Origin of the sequence: Robertmurraya beringensis (genome assembly GCF_042433785.1) — a bacterium.
In the GTDB taxonomy this organism is placed as follows: Bacteria; Bacillota; Bacilli; order Bacillales; family Cytobacillaceae; genus Robertmurraya_A; species Robertmurraya_A beringensis.
On sequence record NZ_JBHLUU010000128.1, the window covers coordinates 26445 to 49976 of the forward strand.

Sequence of the window (23532 nt, forward strand, 5' to 3'; positions counted from 1 at the left end):
TAGTTTATCAATTAGCGATTTACCATCCATTCAGGTTTACCAAAGCCTTGGAAGTCCTCGTCGATGATGGTTTCAAATTCTTCTGATTCAACAACTTCTTTCAGATCTTTTGCAAATTGGCTGTCAATATTCTTTGTATCTACCGCCACACGGTTACGGTATTGATCTGGCATATTTTCAAGCTGTAATGCGTCTAGTAAGTCCATTTTTGCTGCTAAAGCGAAGTTTCCTGGTACTGCAGCAAGGTCCACGCTGTCAACCGCACGTGGAAGCTGAGCTGCTTCAATTGGTTGGAATACTAGATTTTTTACGTTCTTTTCTACGTCTTTTTCTGAAACCGTTAATGGGTCAGCATCTGCGTTTAATGAGATTAACCCAAGATCTTCTAAAATTAAGAAAGCACGTGCTGCATTTGTTGGGTCATTTGGGATAGCAATATCAGCTCCATCCGAAATTTCATCTACAGAAGTAAACGTCTTAGAGTAGATCCCCATTGGTGCAGTTGGTACGGAAATAACGTCAGATAGTTCAATCTTATTTTCTTTTGCGAAGTTTTCCATGTAGATTTTGTGCTGGAATAGGTTTGCGTCAATGTCTCCCTTGGAAAGAGCGAGATTTGGTTGAACATAGTCACTGAATTCAACTACTTCTACTTCATAGCCTTTTTCCTCTAATAAAGGCTTAATTGCGTTTGAAACCATGTCACTGTATGGACCAGACGTTGCTCCAATTTTCACTTCTTTTTTCTCAGTCGCCTTTTCCTCAGAAGAAGATGCCTCCTCAGAACTTCCACCGCAAGCTGCAAGCACGGCGATTGCAATTAAAACTACAAAACTCAAAAATAACTTTCTCATCGTAAATACTCCCCCAATAATTTTTATGGTGTCTGTCACCCTTCGTGGACAGTTGGTGCGTTTTTGTCCTTCTGGGATGGACAGTGGTTAAATGTGATTTATTTTTTATTTACTGCTTTTGCAAGTCGGTCACCGAAAAATTGGATGAGCTGGACTAAACAAATTAAGATGATAACGGTGGTAATCATGATGGTATTGTCGTATCGGTAGTACCCAAAGCGGATGGCAAGGTCTCCGACACCGCCTCCACCGACAATTCCAGCCATCGCGGAGTAAGCAACTAAGCTAATAATTGTAATGGTCACACCTTGGATAATCCCTGGTTTTGCCTCTGGAAGAAGAACTTCCTTGATGATCATCCACGGAGAAGCCCCAACAGCAACCGCTGCTTCAATCACACCTTTATCGATCTCTCGCAGTGACTGTTCTACCAATCTAGCAAAGAAAGGAATGGCAGCGACCGAGAGTGAGACGGATGCTGCTGTTGGTCCAATTGTTGAACCAGCAATCAAATCTGCTAAAGGCAAAAGTGCAATGAGCAAAATGATAAACGGAATCGAACGGATCATGTTCACTAAAAATCCAACAATTTGATTAAATAGGGAATTCTCTAAAAACAATCCGCGGTCGGTAACAAACAACAGTACTCCTACTGGCAATCCGATAATCATAGCTACTGCAATTGATATACCGACCATATAAATCGTTTCAAAAAAGGCTTTGTTCAAATCAGGTAGTAATTCTATCAAACTATCAAGCGGCATCTCGGATCACCTCCAAGCTTTCTGTGCGAGATGTGATGTATTGTATTGCTTTTTCTACTTCGGCCATATCACCTGTGAGTTCCATGATGAAGATTCCAAGTGGAGTTTCTTTTATGTACTCGATCTTGCCGTGTAAAATATTGCCCTTTACTTGGAACTTCTGAAGCGCGTCTGAAATTACTGATTCCTCTGCAATTGCCCCGCGGAAATGAATCTTTACAATTTTTCCTTTGCTTGAAGTTAGCAAGTGATCTGGTAAATCAAATTGAAGAATGGTATTAATGAATTCTTTCGTCAGTTCATTCGCTGGATTTGCGAACAAATCATAGACTGGACCTTCCTCAACAATTCGCCCGTCCTGCATAACTGCCATTCGATCACAAATCTCTTTTACAACTTCCATCTCATGTGTGATCAGTACAATCGTTAATCCTAGCTCCTGGTTAATCTTTTTTAACAAAGATAAAATCGATTTCGTCGTGCTTGGGTCCAGGGCAGAGGTGGCTTCATCACAAAGCAGAACGGAAGGGTTATTCGCTAACGCTCTTGCAATCCCCACACGTTGCTTTTGTCCACCACTTAACTGAGAGGGATACACATCACGCTTATCTGACAAGCCGACCATTTCAAGTAGATCGGTGACTCGAGTATCAATTTCTGTTTTTGATTTATATGCAGCCTTTAAGGCAAAAGCTACGTTTTCAAAAACCGTCTTCGAGCTTACGAGATAGAAGTGTTGGAAGATCATCCCGATTTTTTGACGAGCTGTCCGAAGCTCCTTTTTCCCAAGAGCGGTAAGGGACACCCCATCTATTTTAATTTCTCCTGAGGTCGGAGCCTCCAATAAATTCAAACAACGTAGTAATGAACTTTTCCCAGCACCACTATAACCAACGATTCCAAAGATTTCCCCTTTGTTCACCGTTAATGACACATGGTCCACACCCGTTACTTCACCTTTTTTTGTTTGGTAGACTTTCACCAAATCTGTTACTTCAATCATATCTGTCACCCCTTAAGCTATGAAAATACAAAAAAACCTCTTTCCAGTCAGAAAGAGGCATCGTTATATATACGACTTATCTTTCAGAATGGAATCATTCTGTAGGAAGTGGCACCGTTCCATGAAATGGAGGTTGCCGGACGTCATAGGGCCTAATCCCTCAGTCACTCTTGATAAGTAAAAGGTCTTATTAAATTTGTTACATGAATCATAAATCTAATAGGGGAGAAGTGTCAACAGCTATTTTTGGTAGAAGGAAGTAGGGGAAACGCTTACACACCTGAGGCTGTAAGTGGGGAAAAATTTATAAAAATAAAACACCCATCACAAAAAAAGTGAATGGGTGCCAAATTAAAATTAGATTTTCATAACTCCACCGGTGCTAGCAGATGTTACAAGCTTCGAATAACGAGCTAGATAACCCTTTTTCACCTTAGGTTCAAAGCCTTTCCAGTTGGCTTTACGCTCTGCCCATTCTTCATCAGAAAGAACAACGTCCATGGAACGAGCGTCAACATCGATCACAATTTGATCTCCATTTTGGATAAATGCTAATGGTCCGCCTTCAGCAGCTTCTGGTGAAGCGTGACCGATAGACAATCCGCGTGAAGCGCCAGAGAAGCGGCCATCGGTTACAAGAGCAACCTTCGCGCCAAGTCCCATTCCCATGATTTGAGAAGTTGGAGCAAGCATTTCAGGCATACCAGGTCCACCTTTTGGTCCTTCGTAACGGATTACTACAACGTCGCCTTCTTTTACTTTTCCATTAGCAATGCCGTGAAGAGCTTCGTCTTGTGAATCAAATACAACCGCAGGTCCTTCATGGCGGTTTCCACCTGTGATTCCACCAGTTTTAATGATCGCACCATCTGGAGCAAGGTTACCAAACAATACAGCTAGGCCACCCTTTTCACTATGTGGGTTATCAATGGAATGAATTACATCATGGTTCTTAACGTCACAGCCGGCAATATTTTCACCAAGTGTTTTCCCTGTAACCGTTAATGTATCTAAGTGAAGGGCTCCTTCTTTCTTAGATAATTCGTTTAGAACGGCAGAAACTCCGCCCGCTTCATGCAAATCTTCAATAAATACATCAGAAGCAGGTGCAAGCTTAGACAGGTGAGGAACACGTGCCGCTACTTCGTTGATTCTTCCGATTGGATAATCAATTTCTGCTTCATGAGCTAATGCCAATGTGTGAAGAACCGTATTGGAAGATCCACCTAATGCCATATCAAGGGCAAACGCGTTATCGATTGCTTTTTCTGTAACGATATCACGAGGCTTAATATCCTTTTCAATCAGTTCCATTAACTGTGTTGCTGATTTCCTAACGAAATCTCTACGCTCAGGCGCTACAGCTAAAATCGTTCCATTACCAGGAAGAGCCAATCCAAGCGCTTCTGCTAAACAGTTCATCGAGTTTGCTGTGAACATACCTGAACAAGATCCACATGTCGGACAGCCAAACTGTTCTAATTCTAATAGTCCCTTGTCATCAAGTTTTCCAGCTTGGTATGCACCAACGCCTTCGAATACAGAAGAAAGTGAGATCTTTTTGCCATCGCTAGTTACTCCAGCCTTCATTGGTCCACCGCTTACAAAAACAGTAGGGATATTTAAACGAAGTGATGCCATTAACATACCTGGAGTAATCTTGTCACAGTTCGGGATACAAACCATTCCATCAAACCAGTGAGCAGCGACAACCGTTTCAACCGAGTCAGCAATGATTTCACGGCTTGGTAGCGAGTAGCGCATGCCGATATGACCCATTGCAATTCCATCATCGACACCGATTGTGTTCATTTCAAATGGAACTCCACCTGCTTCACGGATAGCGTCTTTGACAATTTTCCCGAACTCTTGTAAGTGCACATGTCCTGGCACGATATCAATGTAGGAGTTAACTACTGCGATAAATGGCTTACCAAAATCCTCTTCTTTTACCCCAGCCGCACGCAAAAGGCTTCGGTGTGGTGCACGATCAAATCCCTTTTTTATCATATTACTTCTTAATTCTGCCAAAATAATTCCCTCCCAATCTATTAAAAACCAATGGTGTTAATGTTTTAAATTATTAAAAAATTTTAACAAATAGAAGGAGAATTGTAAAGAAAGATGACAAAAGATTCATTTGGTAGATTTTAAAAGTTGTCTTCATTTGTCCTATTTTGTCGCTTTTAATATTTTTATGGTGGCAGTGAATGGCGGTTCCGATTTGTCACAATGAAAAAAATATGTCAGCGATTGCCTTGTCATTCCTTTGTTACAAGATTAGTATTAAGATATGAAAAGTAAATATGAGCAAGAATAGGTGTACTTCTTTTTAGAAGTCTAGGGAAGTTGGTGAAAGTCCAACGCGGTCCCGCCACTGTAAATGGGAGCATACTGTAAAAACCACTGTGCAATAAGGAATTGCATGGGAAGGTGCAGAAAGCAATGACCATCAGCCAGGAAACCTGACTATATCTTGACACCGTGTACCTACGAGGATAGGTGGTGTGGTCGGTTTCTTACATAAGGAAGAAGCTTATTCCAACATCTCCATATCTATGTGGAGATGTTTTTTTATGGGCTACGCAACAAAGGCTTTCTTCGGGTGGAAACTGCCCAACTTGTTATTAAAAAGGAGGGTTAACCATGTTTTTTCAACATTTATTGACCATGACGATTGCTTATTTTATTGATTTACTTCTCGGTGATCCGATCGATTGGCCACATCCAGTGAAATGGATCGGATCGCTGATCTATAAGTTCGATAATAAGTGGAATAAAGGGACGCGGAAAAAATGGAAGGGAGTGGCTATGGTAGTTACGCTTCTCCTGCTCGTTGTGGGAATTACGCTCTTGATTACGATGCTAGCTTATCAAGTTCATCTCATGGTCGGCATTGTGGTTGAAGCGGTGATCATCTGGACGACGATTGCTCAAAAAAGCTTAAAGGAGGCAGCGATGACGGTGTACGGTCCGTTAAAAAAGGGAGATCTCGTGGAATCTCGCCATAAGTTATCGTATATCGTGGGCCGTGACACCGACCAGCTCGATGAACAGGGGGTGGTTCGCGCGACGATTGAAACGGTTGCCGAAAACACAAGTGACGGAGTAACTGCTCCCTTATTTTGGGCGTTTCTTGGTGGTGCACCCCTTGCGATGCTGTACCGTGCAGTCAATACTTGCGATTCGATGGTTGGGTATAAAAATGATAAATATATGGAGTTTGGCTGGGCGTCGGCGAAGCTTGATGATTGGTTAAATTTGATACCGAGTCGCCTAACCTCCATTTGTATGCTCTTAAGCAATAAGCCGGTCCGATCCTCGGTAAAAGAGTCAGCGAAAATTGTCCTTCGTGATGCAAAGAAACATCCGAGCCCAAACAGTGGATGGGGAGAGGCTGCTGTGGCTGCAATACTTGGGATTCAGCTCGGAGGAATCAACTATTATAAGGGCATTCGCTCCGATCGAGCCAAAATGGGAGAACCTTATTTTCCTGTCACTGCGGAGCATATTTTGCAAGCCAAAGGTATTTTAACTCGAACGGTACTCTCATTTTTACTTTTATTATGGATTGGAGGGATGATCGTTGAAGTGGCCTACGCACGGAGCTAATCCACAATTTTTATATAAAGCACTACATCTTGACATGCCTGAAACAGTGATTGATTTTAGCGCCAATATTAATCCGATCGGTCCACCGGCCACAGTAAAGAACAGGTGGAATGAGCTGTTTTCTCTTGTATCTGATTATCCGGATCCAACGGCAGAAAGGCTTACAGGTTTGCTTTCAAAGCAAGAAGGAGTAAGGAAAGAGCAAATCTTAGTGGGGAACGGCGGGGCGGAGCTTATTTCTTTGGTCGGACGACTGCTCACTGGTAAAAAAGTGCTCATCGTACAACCAGCCTTTTCCGAATACGAAGAAGCGTGCCGAGTGAATCAATGTGAGGTACGCTACCACTTGATGGATGTAGACAGATGGGAATTACGCATTGATGAATTACTAGTGAGCTTACGAGAAGTAGACGCTGTATTTCTGTGCAATCCAAACAATCCAACGGGAATGTTTTTTCCGAAACATACGATTGAGGTTCTTGCCCGTGAATGTGCCCGATACGGAACCTTGCTTATCGTCGACGAAGCCTTTTACGACTTTATTGAAGAGTACGAATCTATCGTTTCCTGTCTCCAACATTGCGAGAACATGATCATTCTTCGTTCCATGACCAAAATGTTCAGCATTCCAGGAATCCGCTTAGGATACTTAATGGCCAATGAAGCCCTGCTAGCAAAAATTAGGGAAAGCAAACCGCATTGGAGTGTGAATGCGATAGCTATGAAGGTGGGGGAATGGTGTTTGTCAGAAAGTGACTATATAGAACAAACCATTCAATTGATAAAAAAGGAGCGGGAGAGGCTACAGTCTTTTTATCGTGATCAGGAATTCTCTTATTCCCCTTCAAACGTAAATTTTTATTTGCTAAAAGATACGAAAGTCTCCGATCCATTTCCGTTTTTCCGTTTTTTGATGGAAAAGGGGATGATTCCACGGCATACGATGAATTTCCCAGGACTTGACGGAAAGTGGCTACGATTGGCGATTAAGGGAGAAAACGAGCATGAAAGGTTATTAGAGGTGATGAGTGCATGGCGGAGGCTGGACAGCTGATATTTATTAGTGGTGGGGTTAGAAGTGGAAAAAGCAGTTTTGCTGAGAAAACAGCCATGGAGCTAACAAAGAAAACTCAAGGAAATCTCCACTATATTGCTTCAGGAGTTGCTTTTGATGAGGAAATGAAGGACCGAATTAAAAGGCATCAACAGCAAAGAAATGAAGGCGAGCACCAGTGGGTAACTTGGGAGGAACCCTATTTTTTACATAACCTCTCCACTGTTTTTCAACCGAATGATATTGTGCTCTTTGACTGCTTAACGAATCTATTAAACAACCGTTTGTTTCAAACCGAGGAGAGGCTGATGGACCCGTCTTTTCATAAGGAAATCAGGATATCAATCATAGAGGGGATCCTTTCGGTACAGAAAAGTTGTCACACCCTCATCGTCGTTAGTAATGAAATCTTGAATGAACCGATTCACTCTAGTGACCTTGTTCTTGTGTATGCAAAGATCCTTGGAAGGTTAAATCAACAGGTCGTTGCAAGGGCAAAGGAAGCGTATCTCGTGGAAGCAGGAATTCCAATTTGCATGAAAAAGGAGGATGATGACGTTGTATTTCGTGATGGGAGGAGCATGTAACGGAAAAGCCGAGTGGGTACGTAGCCATTTTTGTTTGGGTCAGTATCCACGAGTAAGTTGGATAAAAGCTTATGAATGCTCATATTATGACTGGATTAGTGAAGATTCTACTGACTCCTTAGTGGTGGTTGAAGGAATCGAGTATTGGATCAGGGATTTATCGCTGCAACACGAATCAGATAAAGTAAGACAAATATGGAAAGAGACACTATTGAATTGGGATCAATGGGAAAAGGATGGTTGCAAGAGAAAACTCGTCATCATTGGGTCAGATATTACTAGAGGAATTGTACCTGTTGAAAAAGCAGATCGGAAATGGCGTGATGATGCAGGATGGACATTTCAGGATACGGTCCAACTATGTGATCGAGTGGATAATATTTGGTACGGAATTGGGCAACGCATGAAGTAATTGCAAATCAAAAGGAGGAAGAAAAAATGAAGGTGGAAAAAGTAACTTGGATGGCTGTGTTTATCGCTTTAACAGTTGTAGGTGGCATGTTGAAAATTCCAGCAATCATCGGAAGTGTCGCGCTTGATTCGTTTCCAGCAATCGTTGCTGCCGCGCTTTTAGGAGGAATCCCAGGGGCGATCGTCGGTGGAATAGGCCATATGGTATCAGCATTAATCGGAGGAATGCCTCTTGGACCTATGCATTTCTTAATCGCTATCGAAATGGCAATACTTACATGGATATTTGCTTATTTTTATCAAAAAGGCAGCAAGTGGACGGCGTCTATTTTATTCGTGCTAGGTAATACCTTTGCAGCTCCCCTCCCATTTATCTTTTTAATCTCAAAAGCATTTTATATTAGTCTGGTTCCCTCTTTACTCATTGCATCTATCTTTAATACCGTTTTAGCTGTGATCGTTGCTCCACGATTAGCTAGCATCATGAAACCAGCAGTAGCGGGGAAATTTCAAAAATGAGAGATGTTCAATTACTTAAAATGGGAAAAGAAACCCTTGTGGTAGCTTCTGATAATAGCGGGGCGATCGGGTTAAAGAAGCTCGATGCGGTACAGGTTCCTTACGATATCGTTGGTTATTATACTTTTCGTGTGGCAGCTATGGAATGCTACTCGGCGGGGGCTATTCCTGAAGCAGTGATTCTTCAAAACTTCTGCGGAGATGGATCTTGGGAAGAACTCGTAAAGGGAATTACGAAAGGTCTGCTTGAGCTAGATGTACCAAACGTTCCGATCAGTGGAAGCACCGAAAGTAACTTCTTGCTTGTTCAATCTGCCGTCGGATTAACGGTATTAGGAAATAGAACGAGCCATGCTCCTTTGAGTGCCATTCCCTTTCTTGAAAATACGAAAGTGGCGGTTATTGGTCTTCCTCTTGTTGGAAATGAAGTGATTGAGCAGGAAGCAGAAGTAGCTCCGTTACGATTAGTGAAGGAGCTCTCACAACTAGATGGCACTGTCTTATTGCCTGTGGGGTCCAAAGGGATCCTTTATGAATTGAATCGTCTTTTTTCAAACCGAACGTTTTTAAAAAGTGAGGTAAACTCTGTGGTTAATTTAGAAAAAACATCTGGTCCATCTACCTGCTTCCTGATTGCTTTTCCAGTTGATAAAGAGCATGAGGTGAAGGAACTCTCTGGTTATTACTATCATGAATTAACTTTTTAAATCGTAAAGGGAGTGACCATGATGATTGATTTATATATTGTTAGGCATGGACAAACCACATGGAATGTACAAAAGCGAATGCAAGGTAGATTGGATTCCGCCCTTACAAAAAAAGGAGTGGAGGATGCTAAACGATTAAGAGACTACTTAGCTACTACCCCATTTGATGAAGTGATCTCTTCTCCAAGTGGAAGGGCTTATACCACCGCGAAGCTTATCCGGCCAAATGAAACAAATATGAAAACAGACCCGAGGTTAATGGAAATTCACCTAGGAAAATGGCAGGGAAAAACGGATGACGAAATTTATCATGAGTTTCCATCAGAGTATGATCATTATTGGAATGCTCCAGAGCGATATTACAACGATGGAGGAGAAACCTTTACAGATGTGATGACAAGAGTGGAAGACTTTCTACAAGAAATAGAGAGAATGCACGGTGGCGGGAGAGTGCTAATGGTCACTCATGGAGTAACCATTATGGCATTCTTATCTATCGTGAAAAAGCATTCACTAAATAATTTTTGGTCTGCTCCTATCAGTGAGGGAACAAGTTTAACCTTGATACGGCTGGATAAAGGGGAAAGAAAACTCCTGGTTGAGGCGAGTGTAGAACATCTCTCACTAGTATCCGTTTATTAATCATATATGAAGTATTTGTGAAAAATTTATAGGCACTAGGATTTTAATAAGGAAATCCTGGTGCCGTTTTTATCGACGAGTAAATGGAATATGGAAGATATTCTTACAACTTGCTGTACTCAATTAAAGGAAAATGGAAGAATGGGTTAAGCGTTACAAGCGAAATTCTTAACAGGAACCACATTTGAAGGTTATTAGAATGGCAAGTTCGTAGGCGATATAAGTTCTTAGGAGCTGTTCTTCATTTATAGAAACTTTTTATTTCACGGTGTAGGGGGAACATCATGCGTAGAGCACAGTCCATTATGATTCAAGGAACACATTCAGATGCAGGAAAAAGCGTGATATCAACAGCGCTTTGCCGAATTTTTTCAGATATGGGCTATAAAACAGCCCCATTTAAATCTCAAAATATGGCATTAAACTCTTATATCACGTTGGATGGTAAGGAGATTGGAAGAGCTCAAGGCGTTCAAGCTGAAGCCGCACGAACAATAGCAACTACAGATATGAATCCGATTTTAATTAAACCATCGAGGGACTATGAGGCACAGATCGTTGTTCATGGGAAGCCATATAAAAATATGCAAGCAGGAGCTTATCGTCAAGATTTCTTCCAACAAGGACTAACCTTAATTAAAGAAGCGTACGAGCGACTCGATCAACAGTTTGAGCGCATTGTGATTGAGGGGGCAGGAAGTCCAGCCGAAATTAATCTAAATGATCGTGAATTAGTAAATATGAGGGTCGCGAACATGACGGAATCACCTGTCATCCTAGTAGGTGACATTGAACGTGGTGGTGTGTTTGCAAGCTTAGTCGGAACGCTTCAGTTAATTGAAGCGAGTGATCGAGACCGAGTGATAGGGGTGATTATCAATAAGTTCAGGGGAGATGTAAGCTTACTCGAACCAGGTCTTGATTGGTTTACGGAGTATACAGGGGTGCCAGTTCTAGGTGTCGTTCCTTATACGAACGTGAAGGTGGATGCAGAGGACTCCGTTGCCTTAAAGCTATACAGCACAGAAAGAGATTCAGAGAAAGAAATAGATATCGCAGTCATTCAATTTCCTAAAATATCAAATTTTACAGATATTGACCCGTTCTTATCAGAAGAAGACTGCCATGTACGCCTTGTCAGCAGCAAGGAACAGCTTCAAGATCCTGATCTGCTTATCTTGCCTGGCAGTAAAAATACCATCGAGGATTTGATATTTCTTAAGCAATCCGGATTGTATGATGAAATTCAGAGGCTCACGAAAAATGGGAAAACTTTTGTGTATGGAATATGTGGAGGCTACCAAATGCTTGGAGCAACCGTCGAGGATCCAGAGGGTATTGAATCCAAGGTATCAATCGAAGCCGGTTTAAACCTATTACCAATCTATACAATCATTACATCTGAGAAAACGACGACCCTATCAAAAGGGACCATTCAGACAAATGGCCAAACTCATTATGTGGAAGGTTATGAAATTCATATGGGAGTCACGACGTTTCTAAAGCCATGTACACCATTAATAACTCAAGGTACCACCACCGATGGAGTCATAAGTGAAAATCAACAAATAATCGGAACGTACTTTCATGGAATCTTTGATAATGATTCGTATCGTGCAGCCCTTATTAATCAGATACGGAAAGTTAAGGGGCTAGAAGAAAAACATGACCGAGTAGCGTTTCGCTCTCAACGTGAGGAAGCGTATAACCAGCTAGCGGAACATGTAAAAGAACATATCAATCTTTCATTTATAGAAGAGAAGATGCGAGAGTATTACGATAAGAAGATACGTTTAGGAATGGAAACAACGATGGAGGGATCTCAATGAAAAAAGGGAAGGTATATCTCGTTGGAGCAGGTCCTGGTGACCCGAAATTACTAACATTGTATGGGCTGGAGTGCATTCAAAAAGCGGATGTTATTTCTTATGATCGGTTAGTGAATAAAGAATTACTGAAACATGCGAAAGAAGACTGTGAACTGATTTATAGCTGGAAAAGACCGGGGAAACACCATTTGATTCAAGATGAAATCAATCACCTGCTTGTGGATCAGGCGATGAAAGGAAAGATTGTAACAAGGTTGAAGGGCGGAGATCCGTTTGTATTTGGTCGAGGGGGAGAGGAAGCGGAGTTTTTAGCAAGACATGGAATCTCTTTTGAAGTGGTCCCTGGAGTAACAGCAGGAATCGCCGCTTCAGCTTATGCGGGTATTCCTGTCACACACCGAGATTATGCCACCTCTTTTGCGATGGTAACGGGACATGGGTGTGTGGAAAAGGGAAGTGAATTTTTAAATTGGGAGGCTCTTGCTAAAGGGATTGATACGATTGCTTTTTATATGGGTGTAAACAATCTTTCAAATATTTGTAAGAACCTAATATCTCATGGGAAAAAGGCAACAACACCGGTAGCAGTCATTCATTGGGGGACGACCTCAGTTCAAAGAACCGTAACAGGAACGTTGGAAACAATTGAAGAGATTGTGAGTAAGCACCAAATCTCTCACCCTTCTATCATTCTAGTAGGAGAGGTTGTTCAAATGAGAGAAAAGATTCATTGGTTTGAAGAAAATCACGCTGAAGCGCTAGTTAAGGCAATGGCGTAAGGAATGCAAGAAAAGGGAACGGCAGGATGGAAAAAAGGGTACTCTTTTTTGTAGAGTATCCTATTTTTTTGTGGTCATAAAGAGCAGTTGTAGGATAAAGTAGAGGATAAGAATGGAGGGATCGTAACTTGGCGAATTTCATTGCGGTAAAAAATATTCGTATTGGGGTAGGAACACCTAAGATTTGTGTACCTATGACAGGGAATACAGTGGAAGACCTTTTAGCGGAGGCAGAACTTATTCAATTGAATAAGAATTTTGTCGATATGGTTGAATGGAGAGTAGATTTTTTCAATGATAGTGAAGATCTTAGTAAGGTGATGACTGCACTTTCAACGATCCATCAGCGTTTGAAAGAGCTTCCTCTTGTTTTTACATTTCGAAGCCTTGAAGAGGGTGGGGAAAAGGAAATTCATCCTTCTTATTATTTCGACTTGAATGAAGCGGCAGCAAAGTCAGGTATGGTGGATTTAGTAGATATTGAGCTACGTCATCGAGATGAGGATATTAGTCAGATTCTCTCCATCATTCATGAGAACGGCCGATTAGGGATCCTTTCTAGCCATAATTTTGCCAAAACGCCTTCAAAGGATAAAATGGTGGAAATTCTTGAACGTGGAAAGAAGCTAGGAGGCGATATTCCCAAAATAGCAGTGATGCCGACCTCTGCTAGAGATGTGCTAGCATTGTTGGAAGCCACTGTTGAAATGCAAGAAAAACATCCAGATACTCCGATTATCACCATGTCAATGGCAGGGCAAGGCGCCATTAGTCGCCTATCTGGTGAGGTGTTTGGATCAAGTGTTACATTCGGAGCGTTAAAGAAAGCGTCAGCACCAGGACAAGTTCAAGTAAGTGATCTTAGACGTACATTAGAAATCCTTCATCATAGCTTACAAAAGTAGCGAGCCAATTTGATTGGTTCGTTTTTTTTTGTTTGACAGAAAAATGTGACTCCATTATGATAATCGAGTAGATAGTTAAACAGTTGAACAATTAAATAATGAAACTATTTTCTGGAGGTGACATGCTACAGATGCCAGACCAGCATATTAAAGAGGTTGTGAATAAATATATCTCTCTATCTTTTTCCGTTAACAAGATAGGGGAAGCGCTTGTTAAGGAGCAGTTAGATTGTGATCTAACAAGTGAGCAGCATTATATGTTGCGCTATATCTATCAAAATCATTCTTGTACATCGTCAGAGCTTGCCGACGTATTTTCTGTAAAAAAAAGTGCGATTACAGCCATCATTACCCGATTATGGACGAAGGGCTTTATTCAAAGAACAAGAGATGAAAATGACCGTCGAGTGGTGTACTTAACGTTGACGGATAAAGGCAATGAGCTTTATTTAGAAACGGAAGCTAGAATTCATAAACTGGTGGAATCGATTATCACAAAATTCGACCAAAACGAAATCGAAATGTTTATCCAGTCATACGAAAAATTGTATAGCGTACTTTTAGAAACAAAGAAGAATCAACTGGAGGATTAGCCCATGTATGCGATTATTAAAAATAAGTGGTTAGTACTAGTCGCATGGATAGCTCTCATTGTGGGACTATTTATGCTGGCTCCGAACATGGCCGATCTTGTGCGTGAAAAGGGGCAAATTGATGTTCCGGAAGGATATTCCTCTACACTAGCCTCTGACATTATGGAAAACGTCCAAGAACAGGAAGGCGGAGGGGATGATACGCAGGTCGCCCTCGTGTTTCATAGTGAGGAAAAACTAACGGAAAAAGAAATACAAGAAGCTGAAAAAGCGATTCGGGCACTTGAAAACAAGAAAGAAGAGCTGGGGATTGCAGAAATTCTGACTCATTTTAATGAAGAGGTTTTAGAAGAACAGCTTGTTTCAAAGGATGGAAAAGCGATTCTGACGTCGTTAACCATTGAGTGGAAGGACCGTGAACCGAAAGAATTAAGTGAAGCCCTTTATGAAACGATCGAAGACGTGAAGATCGACCATGATTACACGAGTAATTGGTTAATTAATGAAGACTTGATGACAAGTTCTCAAGAAGGATTGAAAAAGACAGAAGGAATAACTGTTGTTTTCATCTTAGTGGTATTGTTACTCGTATTCCGTTCGGTAGTAGCACCGGTCATCCCATTGTTAACGGTTGGATTCTCGTATTTAGCCGCTCAATCGATTGTTTCGATTTTAGTAGATAAATTAGATTTTCCCGTTTCGAGTTATACGCAAATCTTTCTTGTGGCGATATTATTTGGAATAGGAACGGACTATTGTATCCTTTTACTAAGCCGTTATAAAGAAGAACTTACACATTACGAACATCGTGCAGATGCGATCGTAGCGACGTATCGTAATGCCGGCCGTACGGTATTTTTCAGTGGATTAGCCGTAATGATTGGTTTTGCTGCAATCGGGTTTTCAAAATTTGTGCTTTATCAATCAGCAGCAGCTGTTGCGGTTGGAGTAGGACTTTTGTTGATTGCCTTGTTTACGATTGTTCCATTTTTTATGGCTGTACTTGGCGGGAAAATCTTCTGGCCTTCAAAGAGTACGGCGGAGCACGGAGAAAGCAAATTCTGGGGTGTAGTTGGTCAATTTTCTCTGAAGCGCCCAGTAATTGCACTTCTTATAGTAGCAGCTGTTTGTGTACCGTTCTTGGTCACATACGATGGAAAACTTTCTTATAATTCTCTGGAAGAAATCAGTGGAGATGTCCATTCTATTCGTGCCTTTAATGCTATTGCTGATAGCTTTGGACCGGGCGAATCGATGCCAACCCAAATCGTTTTAAAAAATGATGAGGCAATGGATTCGATAGAATATATTAATTTAGTGGAAGAAATTAGTAAGCAGTTAGCACGCGTTCCACTAGTAGACACCGTTCGTTCGGTGACACGACCAACGGGTGAACCGATTGAAGACTTTTTAATCGCGAAACAAGCTGATACCTTACAAGAAGGGCTTGGGGAAGGAAAAGAAGGACTTGATCAAATTAGCTCAGGTCTAAAGGAAGCAAGCGATGGTCTTGAGAGTTCAGCACCACAACTTGAACAGGCAACAGCGGGTATCGGGGAACTCGTAACCGGAACATCGCAGGTTCAGTCAGGATTAACCGAAATTCAAACAAATTTAGCAAAAATAGAAGATGGTATTCGCCAAGGAGCAGCAGGTTCTGCTCAAATCAAAACAGAGCTTGGAAATATGAAGTCTGGTGCTGAGCAGCTGTTAGCGGAGTATAAAAAGCTTGCTGGTGCTTATGGACAAATGGGTGCTGGGTTAAACGAGCTTTCTGCGGCACTTGCTTCTACTGAACAGTATTTTGCCGCTTTAGAAACCAGTTATCCAGCGTTACAAATGGATGAATCTTATCAAAGATTAAAGGGAACGGTTCAAACGGTCCAGCCGCAATTAGCTGGAGTAGCTAGTGGCATGGCGGAGGCTAATGCTGGATTTTCAGTCATTAATGAGAACCAGCAGAAAATTGTTTCTGGTTTAGAACAGTTTATCGTGGGAATTGACAAACAGCTTGCCGGCCTTAACCAGCTTGCAAATGGTCAAGGTCAAATTGTTGATAATATGCCAAAGCTAACTTCCGGATTAGCCGGAATTCGTGACGGTCAACAGCAGCTTGCAGATGGATTTGGTGAATTAGGCGGTCAATTGGGCCAACTAACAGATGGCTTGAACCAAAGTGTGGATGGCTTAAATCAAATCTCAGATGGATTAGGCTCGGCTCAAGACTATATTAAAGGTCTTTCTGAAAATGAGAATGGTGCGTTCTATCTACCACCTGAGGTTCTTGAAAGTGAAGATTTCGTACAGGTGTTAGACACCTATATGTCTGAAGATCGTAAAGTAATGACGATCGATGTCATTCTTGAAGCCAATCCTTACTCCAATGAAGCCATCAATCAAGTGGATAAACTCAATGAAGCAGTAAAGAGTGCCACCGCGAATACGAAGCTTGAAAATGCCGTGGTTGCTGTGGGTGGAGTAACAAGAACAAATGCTGACCTTGATGCGATTTCAGGAGAAGATTACTCTCGAACGGTTGTCTTGATGTTAGTGGGGATAACCATCATCTTAGTTATTCTATTCCGATCAATGATCATGCCAGCCTATATCATTGCATCGTTGATACTAACGTTCTACACATCTATGGGAATAAATGAAGCGATATTTGTTAACCTCCTAGGCTATACAGGAATAAGCTGGGCCGTACCATTTTTCGGCTTTGTAATCTTAATCGCACTGGGAGTTGACTATAGTATCTTCTTAATGGACCGTTTTAATGAGTATAAAGATCTCACCATTCGCGAAGCTATGCTTGAATCCATGAAAAAAATGGGTACAGTTATCATTTCAGCAGCTGTCATCTTAGGTGGGACCTTTGCTGCGATGATGCCTTCAGGAATGCTATCCTTACTACAAATTGCATCCATCGTGTTAGTAGGATTATTCCTATATGCCCTAGTGATTCTTCCATTATTTATCCCGGTCATGGTCAGAACCTTTGGGAAAGCCAACTGGTGGCCATTCTTACGGGAAAAATAATTAGATTGTGGGAACCCCGCCATGGTTGGCGGGGTTTTTAGTTGGAAATAAATCAACGGATAAGAAAAAGGAGTAGAAAGATACTATACAAGAGGTGAGTGAATTGCAAAATAAAGAAAATGAAGTGGCGGCCATTAATGATGCCAATATTGAGCTAACTGAAAGACTTGAGGATAGTGAAGTTCATTCTTCAAGCCCTGGTGATACAGAAGCAACGAAAGCCAATTTAGAAATTGACAAGGCGTTCTCTCATGATCAAACGGCGGATCCTCTTCCCACGTATGTGATGTACAACACACCAGCGATTAAGATTAATCCAAAAAGATAGGTGCTGAAGAAATTCAGCACCTTTTTTCATTTTCATTAATCAAGATCGGTCTTATCGGTTTTAGCCTTATTATTACGCTTGTTACCTTTACTATTGTCTCCACTTCCATTCAAGACGCCATGGTTTTTAGGAGAATTTTGGTTTTTACTGCCTTTATTATACTTTTTAGTCATGTTATGAGCTCCTTTCAAAATACCTTCGATGATAGTTTGGCTCACAACGGGTTTCTTCAACCGTGAAAAAGAAAAAGACCTCCACTATTGGGAGGTCAAAGAAAAAGGGGGAATTACACTTGTACTATTATATTCGCCAATGTGTTACCATTTTATACATGTATAGGGAAAAAATTATATAAAAATTTGATAATGGAGAAAGTATATGGAGTTCGTAAAGAATTACAAAGACCAATTGACGCTTCGGCAAAGTTTTAATGACCTTGCATCATCGACCTTTGGTATTCAATTTGAAAAATGGTATAAAAGAGGCTACTGGAATGAACGGTATATTCCGTATTCATTTGTAGTGAATAACAAGGTAATTGCCAATGTGTCCGTAAATGTATTAACTCTTCTTATAAATGGGGAATCGAAAAAAGCTGTCCAAATTGGAACGGTAATGACGGATGACCAATATAGAAACAAAGGGTTATCAAAGGCTCTTTTACAAAAAGTGTTTGAGGATTATGACAAACAGGTAGACCTCTATTATTTATTTGCGAACCATACTGTTCTTGATTTTTATCCGAAATTCGGATTTAGTCGAAGAAAAGAACATCTTTTCAGCAAAAAACTCCCAACAAAACAACATGACAAAACGCTCAGAAAGATAAACCTAGAAAAAGACATCTATTTACTTGAAGACTACAGTACCAATAGAAAGCCACTATCACAAACATTTTCAAGTTTGCATACAGAAGGAATTAACTTTTTCCATTTTCTTCATGTGTTTTCAAACGATCTTTATTATGATGAATCATGTGAATCGATTCTTATCTATAAAGTGATCGACAGCGAGATTCATTTATTTGATTGTATTAGTAAAAGGGAAGTAGCCTTGGACGAGCAAATTCAAGCATTATCAGCATTAGGGGAAAACATGTATATACATTTTACACCTGATCAACCTGAGAATTACAGAGTTCATCCAATCGATTCGACTGATGATGTACTGTTTGTAAAAACCACTTCGCCATGTGAGTTTCCCCATTATTTTAAGCACCCAGTTACCAGTCAAGCATAAAAAAGTAGCTTCAGGAAATGGAAGCTACTTTAGTAGATTATTTACGCTATAAATTTTTCCGTTTTCAATCTCTTCAGTAAGAAGCAAGTCAATGAGTGCATCGGCAACAATTTTCGTGCTTCTTAGCATCCCATTTTCTTTATAAGCAATAAATTTATTCACCTCTTGGAAGGCATGCTCCGTTGAAGAGCGTATGACACCTTGCATATCAGTATCCATAATTCCTGGACTATAACCAATAATCGTCGCATTGTCGGAATGGTCTTGTTCTACTGCCACGGTTTTAGTAAACATATTTAAGGCTGCCTTTGTACTACAATACACACTCCATCCTTGAACCGGTCTTTCGGCAGCACCAGATGTAACATTGACAACGGTTAGCTTTGTTCCGTTTGCCTTTTGTAAGAAAAGGTTCGTCGCGAACATCGGAGCAGCAACATTGAGTTGAAGGGATATTTCAATTGCCTCATGATCTAAACTTCCAACTCGGTCAATCGGTTCAACCACACCTGCGTTATTAACGAGTAAAACTTCATTTTCTGTGCTGGAAAAAATAATCTCGGTAACTGCAGAAAATGCTTGCTCGGTCTCCATTCTATTCGTCAAATCGCACGTTACATGCTTATAAAACAATCCATTTTCCTGAGCAAGCTGTTTTAGTGCAGGATTTTCATTTCTAGAAATAGTAATGAGCCCGAATTGTTCCTGTAGAACTCTTTCGGCAATCGAGGCACCAAGTCCTTTGGAAGCCCCAGTAACAACTGCATATTTCATCACAACACGTCCTCTCATCATATGAAATATTTTACCATACGAGATAAAAAATCAGCACATCATAAGTCTTTTTCAGATTGCTGAAATTTAAGGAGCTGATCCTCAATCAGAATGTAAATCGAGGTAATAATCCCTGCTGCAAGCCAAGCAATTGTAATTAAGTGGTAGCCTAAAATGAGATACAGTAAAAAGGAAGAAATAAAAGTGAAAAATAAATAGTGGTGAGGGAGAACATGTACTTTATCCATTTACCTTCTCTGCCTTCCAATAGTATTCACTAAAGATCTCTGCAAAGGCCTCAACCGTGTTATACAGTTCGGTTAAGTCATTATCCACTCCGCCAAACTCTACGAGAATCGACCCAGATGATAAATCTTGATTGTAGACTCCATTTCCTTCCGTTAGTCCTTTTGCTAAAACCCCACGGCTCAGGTTCGGATATTTCTCATCTATCATTGCATTTAATTCTGTTGCCACTTGTAGATTCTGTTCGTAATTTTTATTTGCTTTACCGACAACAAAGAATAGCCTCGCATAAGACTTGCCATTAATCACCTGTGTTGTTTTTTCTTTTCGAAGCGCGTCTCGGTGGATATCAATGACGTAATCAATAGCATCATTGCCTCCAAGTGCTTCTTGGACGAGTTGTCGGGAAAGATCGTAGGAATGATCAGTTGTTAGATTATTTTCTTTTAATAGGTTAGGCATGCTGGTTGTATCGTGAAGAACACTAATGCCATTTGTATTTAATTCCTCTGTAAGCTTTTTCCCGACCGCAATAATGTTTGCGGATTCATTGTTACTCGTCGCTTCTTCAGGTTCCTTAGCATCTTTTAATAATGGTAAAAATGATTCCCAGCTATGTGTATGATAGATAAATACACTTTTTTTCCCTGCCACAACTGGGGTGTTACCGCCTTCCGCCTCTTTAAGCATTTCCTTTGCTATTTCTCTTTCTTGTAATAAAATTTCTACCGGTGGAGCGGATTCGATCGGAAGGTTAGTGAAATTCGTACCGCTACCAGCAACGACGATATTTGTATCAAACACGGAAAATCCAGGGAGTTCTCTGCCAAGAAACGTTCTTGTATCCTCCGGTTGGATATTGGTTGCTAGTTTTAGAGCGAGCTTTGATAAGGAGGAAACCGTTATACTCGCTTTTTCGTTGTATATATGATGGTTCTCTGACTTTACGAAATAAACAAGCCATTCATGGGTGTCAATATTCGAAATCCACTTCTTGACGGTTTCAGATGCAAAGGTATTTGTGTAGGTGGTTGTTATTCCTGCAAGTAAGAACGTAGCTAGCATGATAGCCAACCAGCCTTGAAAAAAGGTCCATAATGATAGTTTTGAAGACTTCATGTCAACACCTCCTTAGCTACTATATGAGCCTTTCCACCTTTTCAGAAGAGAAAAAAGAAACAAGCAGGTCCTTTACAGTCTTAGAAATATCAATTTCTCACTTTTTTCACATTTGTAATGTACATTAGGTAGAACCGATATGTAATCATTCCCAAACAAGAAAGAAGAGTTGTGCTTTACAAGAATTAAAAATATAATGGAGAATTGAATACCATGTTTTCAGATGGGAGTATTACTATGTCTTCAAATCAACAGCCTTCGTCTAAAATAGACTTTCATTTAATATTTATCTTAATTCTTTTGTTTCTATCGAGCTGTATTGCTATTTACAGCGCGCAATCAACAGGACAGTATGATTCAAACTTTTTATTAAAACAGATCATTTGGTATGGAATTGGAATAGGGATTATTGTTGCAGTCATCACCCTTGATTCGGACCAGCTTAAAAAGCTCTCATGGTATGCCTATGGATTTGGGGTATTTCTATTGGCCTTTCTCATTATTGCTCCATCTAGTATTGCGCCTGTAATCAATGGGGCAAAGAGTTGGTATAAGGCACCGTTTATCGGATCGCTTCAGCCAGCTGAGCTGATGAAGGTTTTTATTATCCTCGCACTTGCCAGAGCAATAGGAGATCATCATGAAAAATACCGAATCAAAACGATTCAAACGGATTTTATTTTATTAGGAAAAATTGTTCTTATTACGATGGTGCCGTTACTGCTCGTCATGCAGCAACCGGATTTAGGGACTTCTCTTGTGATGATAGCGATAATGATAGGGATGATCTTTATTTCGGGGGTATCATGGAAGATTCTTCTGCCGATCTTTTCGTCAGGAATCACTTTGATCGGAGTCATTTTCTACTTAGTACTATGGAAACCTGAAATACTTGAAAAGTATCTTGGAGTAAAGGAATATCAGTTTGGAAGAATTTACTCCTGGATTGATCCTTACAATTATCAAAGTTCTACCGGCTTCCAGCTTACCCGTTCGTTGCTAGCTATTGGTTCAGGAGAAACGACAGGGAAGGGCTACGGTACGAGAGAAGTATACTTGCCAGAAAGTCATACGGATTTTATCTTTAGTATTGTAGGAGAAGAATTTGGTTTTGTTGGAGCTAGCGTTATTATTAGTTTGTTTTTCTTACTGATCTACCATATTACAAAGGTTGGTATGGAAACGAAAAATGAGTTTTATACGTATATTTGTGTCGGAATTATTAGCATGATAACCTTCCACGTGTTTCAAAACATTGGAATGACGATTGGTCTATTACCAATCACAGGAATTCCGCTTCCGTTCATTAGTTATGGGGGAAGCTCAATAATGGGGAATTTCCTAGCAATTAGCTTAATTTTCTCGATACGATATCATCATAAAAAGTATATGTTTTCAAGTGACGATTAAAAAACCTCGCCGTTATGGCGAGGTTTTTTAGGGGAGTGCTCGATTTCCGTTGAGGGGGGTAAGAAATCAGAGCTAGTCATATATATCAAATTTAAGAAGTTAACTTATTGTAAGAAATACTTTTCGATGTCATCAAGCATCAGGTTCGCTGCGATAACTCCGCCAGCTGTATTCCAGATGGCATCGTCAATTTCATGAACATTTCCTTGCTTGGCTACTTCTAGGTTTTTAAATAATGGATCTTCAATCCATTCTTTCGCTACTTGAGTTGCTGCTCCGTCACCTGTTTCATAAGTGAAATAGAATAGAATGTCTCCATCCATCAATGGAATCTGTTCTTTTGTTGCACCTTTGATCGCGAATTCATTCACATCTTGACTTTCAGGACGTGCAAAACCTAATTGATCTAATACCACACCAGAGAATGAATCCTTTTGATAAATACGAACATCAGCTGCTAAGAAACGAACAATAGATACTTTTTTCTGAAGTTGGTCTCCAAGCTCTGTTTTCAAATCAGATACACGAGTATCGTAATCAGAAATTACTTTGTTTCCTTCATCTACTTTATTTAACGCTTTTGCGTAAAGCTCAAAGTTTTCCTTCCAATCTCCACGTAATGTTTCAGAGAATACAGTAGGAGCAATGGCACTTAATTGATCGTAAATCGATTCTTGACGCATTTTGTTTCCAATAATTAGATCCGGTTGTAATGCAGCAATGGCTTCAAGATTTACTTGTGTATCTGTTTCAAATCCAACCACTTGAACATCCTTCATATCATCAGCAATATGTTCATACCAAGGGTCTCCATTTGCTGTCCAAGATTGAACCGCTCCAACAGGTGTTACTCCTAATGCTAATAAGGCTTCAGTTCCTTCATTTGTTAAAATAACAACCTTTTTAGGTGTATCAGGAATAGTGGTTGTCCCCATTGCATGCTCAACGGTATAGCTTGTATTTTCCGTCTTTGCATCCTCATTTTTAGTACCTGTGGACGCTTCTTCGTTGCTTCCGCATGCTGCTAGAAGACTAAGAATCAAAATGGTTAACATAGTGAAAGAAAATTTAATAAGTTTCATAAGTTCCTCCTACAATGAATGTATGTAATTGTTAAT

The 23532-nt window shown here is 40.5% G+C and carries 24 protein-coding genes and 2 riboswitches; of the genes, 15 read left to right on the top strand and 9 right to left on the bottom strand.

The window, feature by feature from the left end; translation table 11 throughout:
* Window positions 1–11 precede the first annotated feature (11 nt).
* From ACFFHF_RS23905 to ilvD, 4 genes are all read right to left on the bottom strand, one after another.
* Window positions 12–854: a MetQ/NlpA family ABC transporter substrate-binding protein gene (locus ACFFHF_RS23905; RefSeq protein ID WP_160546309.1), complete on the bottom strand. Its 843-nt coding sequence runs from the start codon at window positions 852–854 to the stop codon at window positions 12–14.
* A 98-nt stretch (window positions 855–952) separates the two neighbouring features.
* Entirely contained in the window at window positions 953–1618 is a 666-nt protein-coding gene (locus ACFFHF_RS23910) for a methionine ABC transporter permease (RefSeq protein ID WP_377059222.1), read from the bottom strand.
* The gene (locus ACFFHF_RS23915) at window positions 1608–2621 is read right to left on the bottom strand and encodes a methionine ABC transporter ATP-binding protein (protein WP_377059224.1); all 1014 of its coding nucleotides are present in this window, start codon (window positions 2619–2621) and stop codon (window positions 1608–1610) included. Before ACFFHF_RS23915 ends, ACFFHF_RS23910 begins: the two co-directional genes overlap by 11 nt.
* Before the next feature lie 73 nt (window positions 2622–2694).
* Window positions 2695–2801: riboswitch (SAM riboswitch) on the bottom strand.
* A gap of 177 nt (window positions 2802–2978) precedes the next feature.
* Complete coding sequence (ilvD, locus tag ACFFHF_RS23920; RefSeq protein ID WP_377059226.1) at window positions 2979–4652, bottom strand: dihydroxy-acid dehydratase; 1674 nt, start codon at window positions 4650–4652, stop codon at window positions 2979–2981.
* 270 nt (window positions 4653–4922) lie between these two features.
* Window positions 4923–5108: riboswitch (cobalamin riboswitch) on the top strand.
* Window positions 5109–5267: 159 nt separating this feature from the next.
* Between ilvD and cbiB the strand changes: the two genes are divergently transcribed.
* The 13 genes from cbiB to ACFFHF_RS23985 all read left to right on the top strand — a co-directional run bounded on the left by cbiB (window position 5268) and on the right by ACFFHF_RS23985 (window position 17626).
* Complete coding sequence (cbiB, locus tag ACFFHF_RS23925) at window positions 5268–6233, top strand: adenosylcobinamide-phosphate synthase CbiB (protein ID WP_377059228.1); 966 nt, start codon at window positions 5268–5270, stop codon at window positions 6231–6233.
* On the top strand, window positions 6208–7287 hold the full coding sequence (gene cobD, locus ACFFHF_RS23930; protein ID WP_377059230.1) for a threonine-phosphate decarboxylase CobD: 1080 nt from the start codon (window positions 6208–6210) through the stop codon (window positions 7285–7287). Before cbiB ends, cobD begins: the two co-directional genes overlap by 26 nt.
* Window positions 7266–7874, top strand: coding sequence for a bifunctional adenosylcobinamide kinase/adenosylcobinamide-phosphate guanylyltransferase (locus ACFFHF_RS23935; protein ID WP_160546303.1), 609 nt, complete (start codon window positions 7266–7268; stop codon window positions 7872–7874). The genes cobD and ACFFHF_RS23935 overlap by 22 nt, the downstream gene beginning before the upstream one ends.
* Complete coding sequence (locus ACFFHF_RS23940) at window positions 7840–8286, top strand: bifunctional adenosylcobinamide kinase/adenosylcobinamide-phosphate guanylyltransferase (RefSeq protein WP_377059302.1); 447 nt, start codon at window positions 7840–7842, stop codon at window positions 8284–8286. The genes ACFFHF_RS23935 and ACFFHF_RS23940 overlap by 35 nt, the downstream gene beginning before the upstream one ends.
* A gap of 26 nt (window positions 8287–8312) precedes the next feature.
* Window positions 8313–8804, top strand: coding sequence for an ECF transporter S component (locus ACFFHF_RS23945; RefSeq protein WP_160546301.1), 492 nt, complete (start codon window positions 8313–8315; stop codon window positions 8802–8804).
* Window positions 8801–9511 carry an ATP-binding protein gene (locus tag ACFFHF_RS23950; protein WP_160546300.1) on the top strand — a complete coding sequence of 237 codons (711 nt, stop codon included), beginning with the start codon at window positions 8801–8803 and terminating at the stop codon, window positions 9509–9511. The genes ACFFHF_RS23945 and ACFFHF_RS23950 overlap by 4 nt, the downstream gene beginning before the upstream one ends.
* An 18-nt stretch (window positions 9512–9529) precedes the next feature.
* Window positions 9530–10153 (top strand): histidine phosphatase family protein, encoded by a 624-nt coding sequence (locus ACFFHF_RS23955; RefSeq protein WP_377059231.1) that lies wholly within the window; start codon window positions 9530–9532, stop codon window positions 10151–10153.
* A 284-nt stretch (window positions 10154–10437) separates the two neighbouring features.
* Entirely contained in the window at window positions 10438–11982 is a 1545-nt protein-coding gene (locus ACFFHF_RS23960; RefSeq protein WP_160546298.1) for a cobyric acid synthase, read from the top strand.
* Window positions 11979–12761 (top strand): uroporphyrinogen-III C-methyltransferase, encoded by a 783-nt coding sequence (gene cobA, locus ACFFHF_RS23965; protein WP_377059233.1) that lies wholly within the window; start codon window positions 11979–11981, stop codon window positions 12759–12761. Before ACFFHF_RS23960 ends, cobA begins: the two co-directional genes overlap by 4 nt.
* 128 nt (window positions 12762–12889) lie before the next feature.
* Entirely contained in the window at window positions 12890–13666 is a 777-nt protein-coding gene (gene aroD / locus ACFFHF_RS23970) for a type I 3-dehydroquinate dehydratase (RefSeq protein ID WP_160546296.1), read from the top strand.
* Window positions 13667–13797: 131 nt separating this feature from the next.
* The gene (locus tag ACFFHF_RS23975) at window positions 13798–14259 is read left to right on the top strand and encodes a MarR family winged helix-turn-helix transcriptional regulator (protein ID WP_340906341.1); all 462 of its coding nucleotides are present in this window, start codon (window positions 13798–13800) and stop codon (window positions 14257–14259) included.
* A gap of 3 nt (window positions 14260–14262) precedes the next feature.
* A complete protein-coding gene (locus ACFFHF_RS23980; protein ID WP_340905317.1) occupies window positions 14263–17298 on the top strand; it encodes an MMPL family transporter in 3036 nt (1011 codons plus the stop codon).
* 103 nt (window positions 17299–17401) lie between these two features.
* Complete coding sequence (locus tag ACFFHF_RS23985) at window positions 17402–17626, top strand: hypothetical protein (RefSeq protein WP_377059234.1); 225 nt, start codon at window positions 17402–17404, stop codon at window positions 17624–17626.
* A gap of 35 nt (window positions 17627–17661) precedes the next feature.
* On the opposite strand, the gene ACFFHF_RS23990 is transcribed toward ACFFHF_RS23985, so the two are convergent.
* Window positions 17662–17799 carry a hypothetical protein gene (locus ACFFHF_RS23990; protein WP_340905314.1) on the bottom strand — a complete coding sequence of 46 codons (138 nt, stop codon included), beginning with the start codon at window positions 17797–17799 and terminating at the stop codon, window positions 17662–17664.
* Window positions 17800–18004: 205 nt separating this feature from the next.
* Between ACFFHF_RS23990 and ACFFHF_RS23995 the strand changes: the two genes are divergently transcribed.
* On the top strand, window positions 18005–18865 hold the full coding sequence (locus ACFFHF_RS23995) for a GNAT family N-acetyltransferase (protein ID WP_160546292.1): 861 nt from the start codon (window positions 18005–18007) through the stop codon (window positions 18863–18865).
* 24 nt (window positions 18866–18889) lie between these two features.
* On the opposite strand, the gene ACFFHF_RS24000 is transcribed toward ACFFHF_RS23995, so the two are convergent.
* From ACFFHF_RS24000 to spoIIP, 3 genes are read right to left on the bottom strand one after another with little or no spacing between them, the layout of a single operon-like run.
* A complete protein-coding gene (locus tag ACFFHF_RS24000; RefSeq protein ID WP_160546328.1) occupies window positions 18890–19639 on the bottom strand; it encodes a (S)-benzoin forming benzil reductase in 750 nt (249 codons plus the stop codon).
* 59 nt (window positions 19640–19698) lie between these two features.
* A complete protein-coding gene (locus ACFFHF_RS24005; RefSeq protein ID WP_340905310.1) occupies window positions 19699–19887 on the bottom strand; it encodes a hypothetical protein in 189 nt (62 codons plus the stop codon).
* On the bottom strand, window positions 19880–21004 hold the full coding sequence (gene spoIIP / locus ACFFHF_RS24010; protein WP_340905308.1) for a stage II sporulation protein P: 1125 nt from the start codon (window positions 21002–21004) through the stop codon (window positions 19880–19882). The genes ACFFHF_RS24005 and spoIIP overlap by 8 nt, the downstream gene beginning before the upstream one ends.
* Before the next feature lie 237 nt (window positions 21005–21241).
* Here spoIIP and ACFFHF_RS24015 point away from each other — a divergent pair, with 237 nt between their 5' ends.
* Window positions 21242–22414, top strand: coding sequence for an FtsW/RodA/SpoVE family cell cycle protein (locus ACFFHF_RS24015; protein ID WP_160546290.1), 1173 nt, complete (start codon window positions 21242–21244; stop codon window positions 22412–22414).
* Window positions 22415–22518: 104 nt separating this feature from the next.
* Here the strand turns inward: ACFFHF_RS24015 and ACFFHF_RS24020 are convergent, their stop codons facing one another.
* Window positions 22519–23496 carry an ABC transporter substrate-binding protein gene (locus ACFFHF_RS24020; protein ID WP_160546289.1) on the bottom strand — a complete coding sequence of 326 codons (978 nt, stop codon included), beginning with the start codon at window positions 23494–23496 and terminating at the stop codon, window positions 22519–22521.
* Between the last annotated feature and the right edge of the window lie 36 nt (window positions 23497–23532).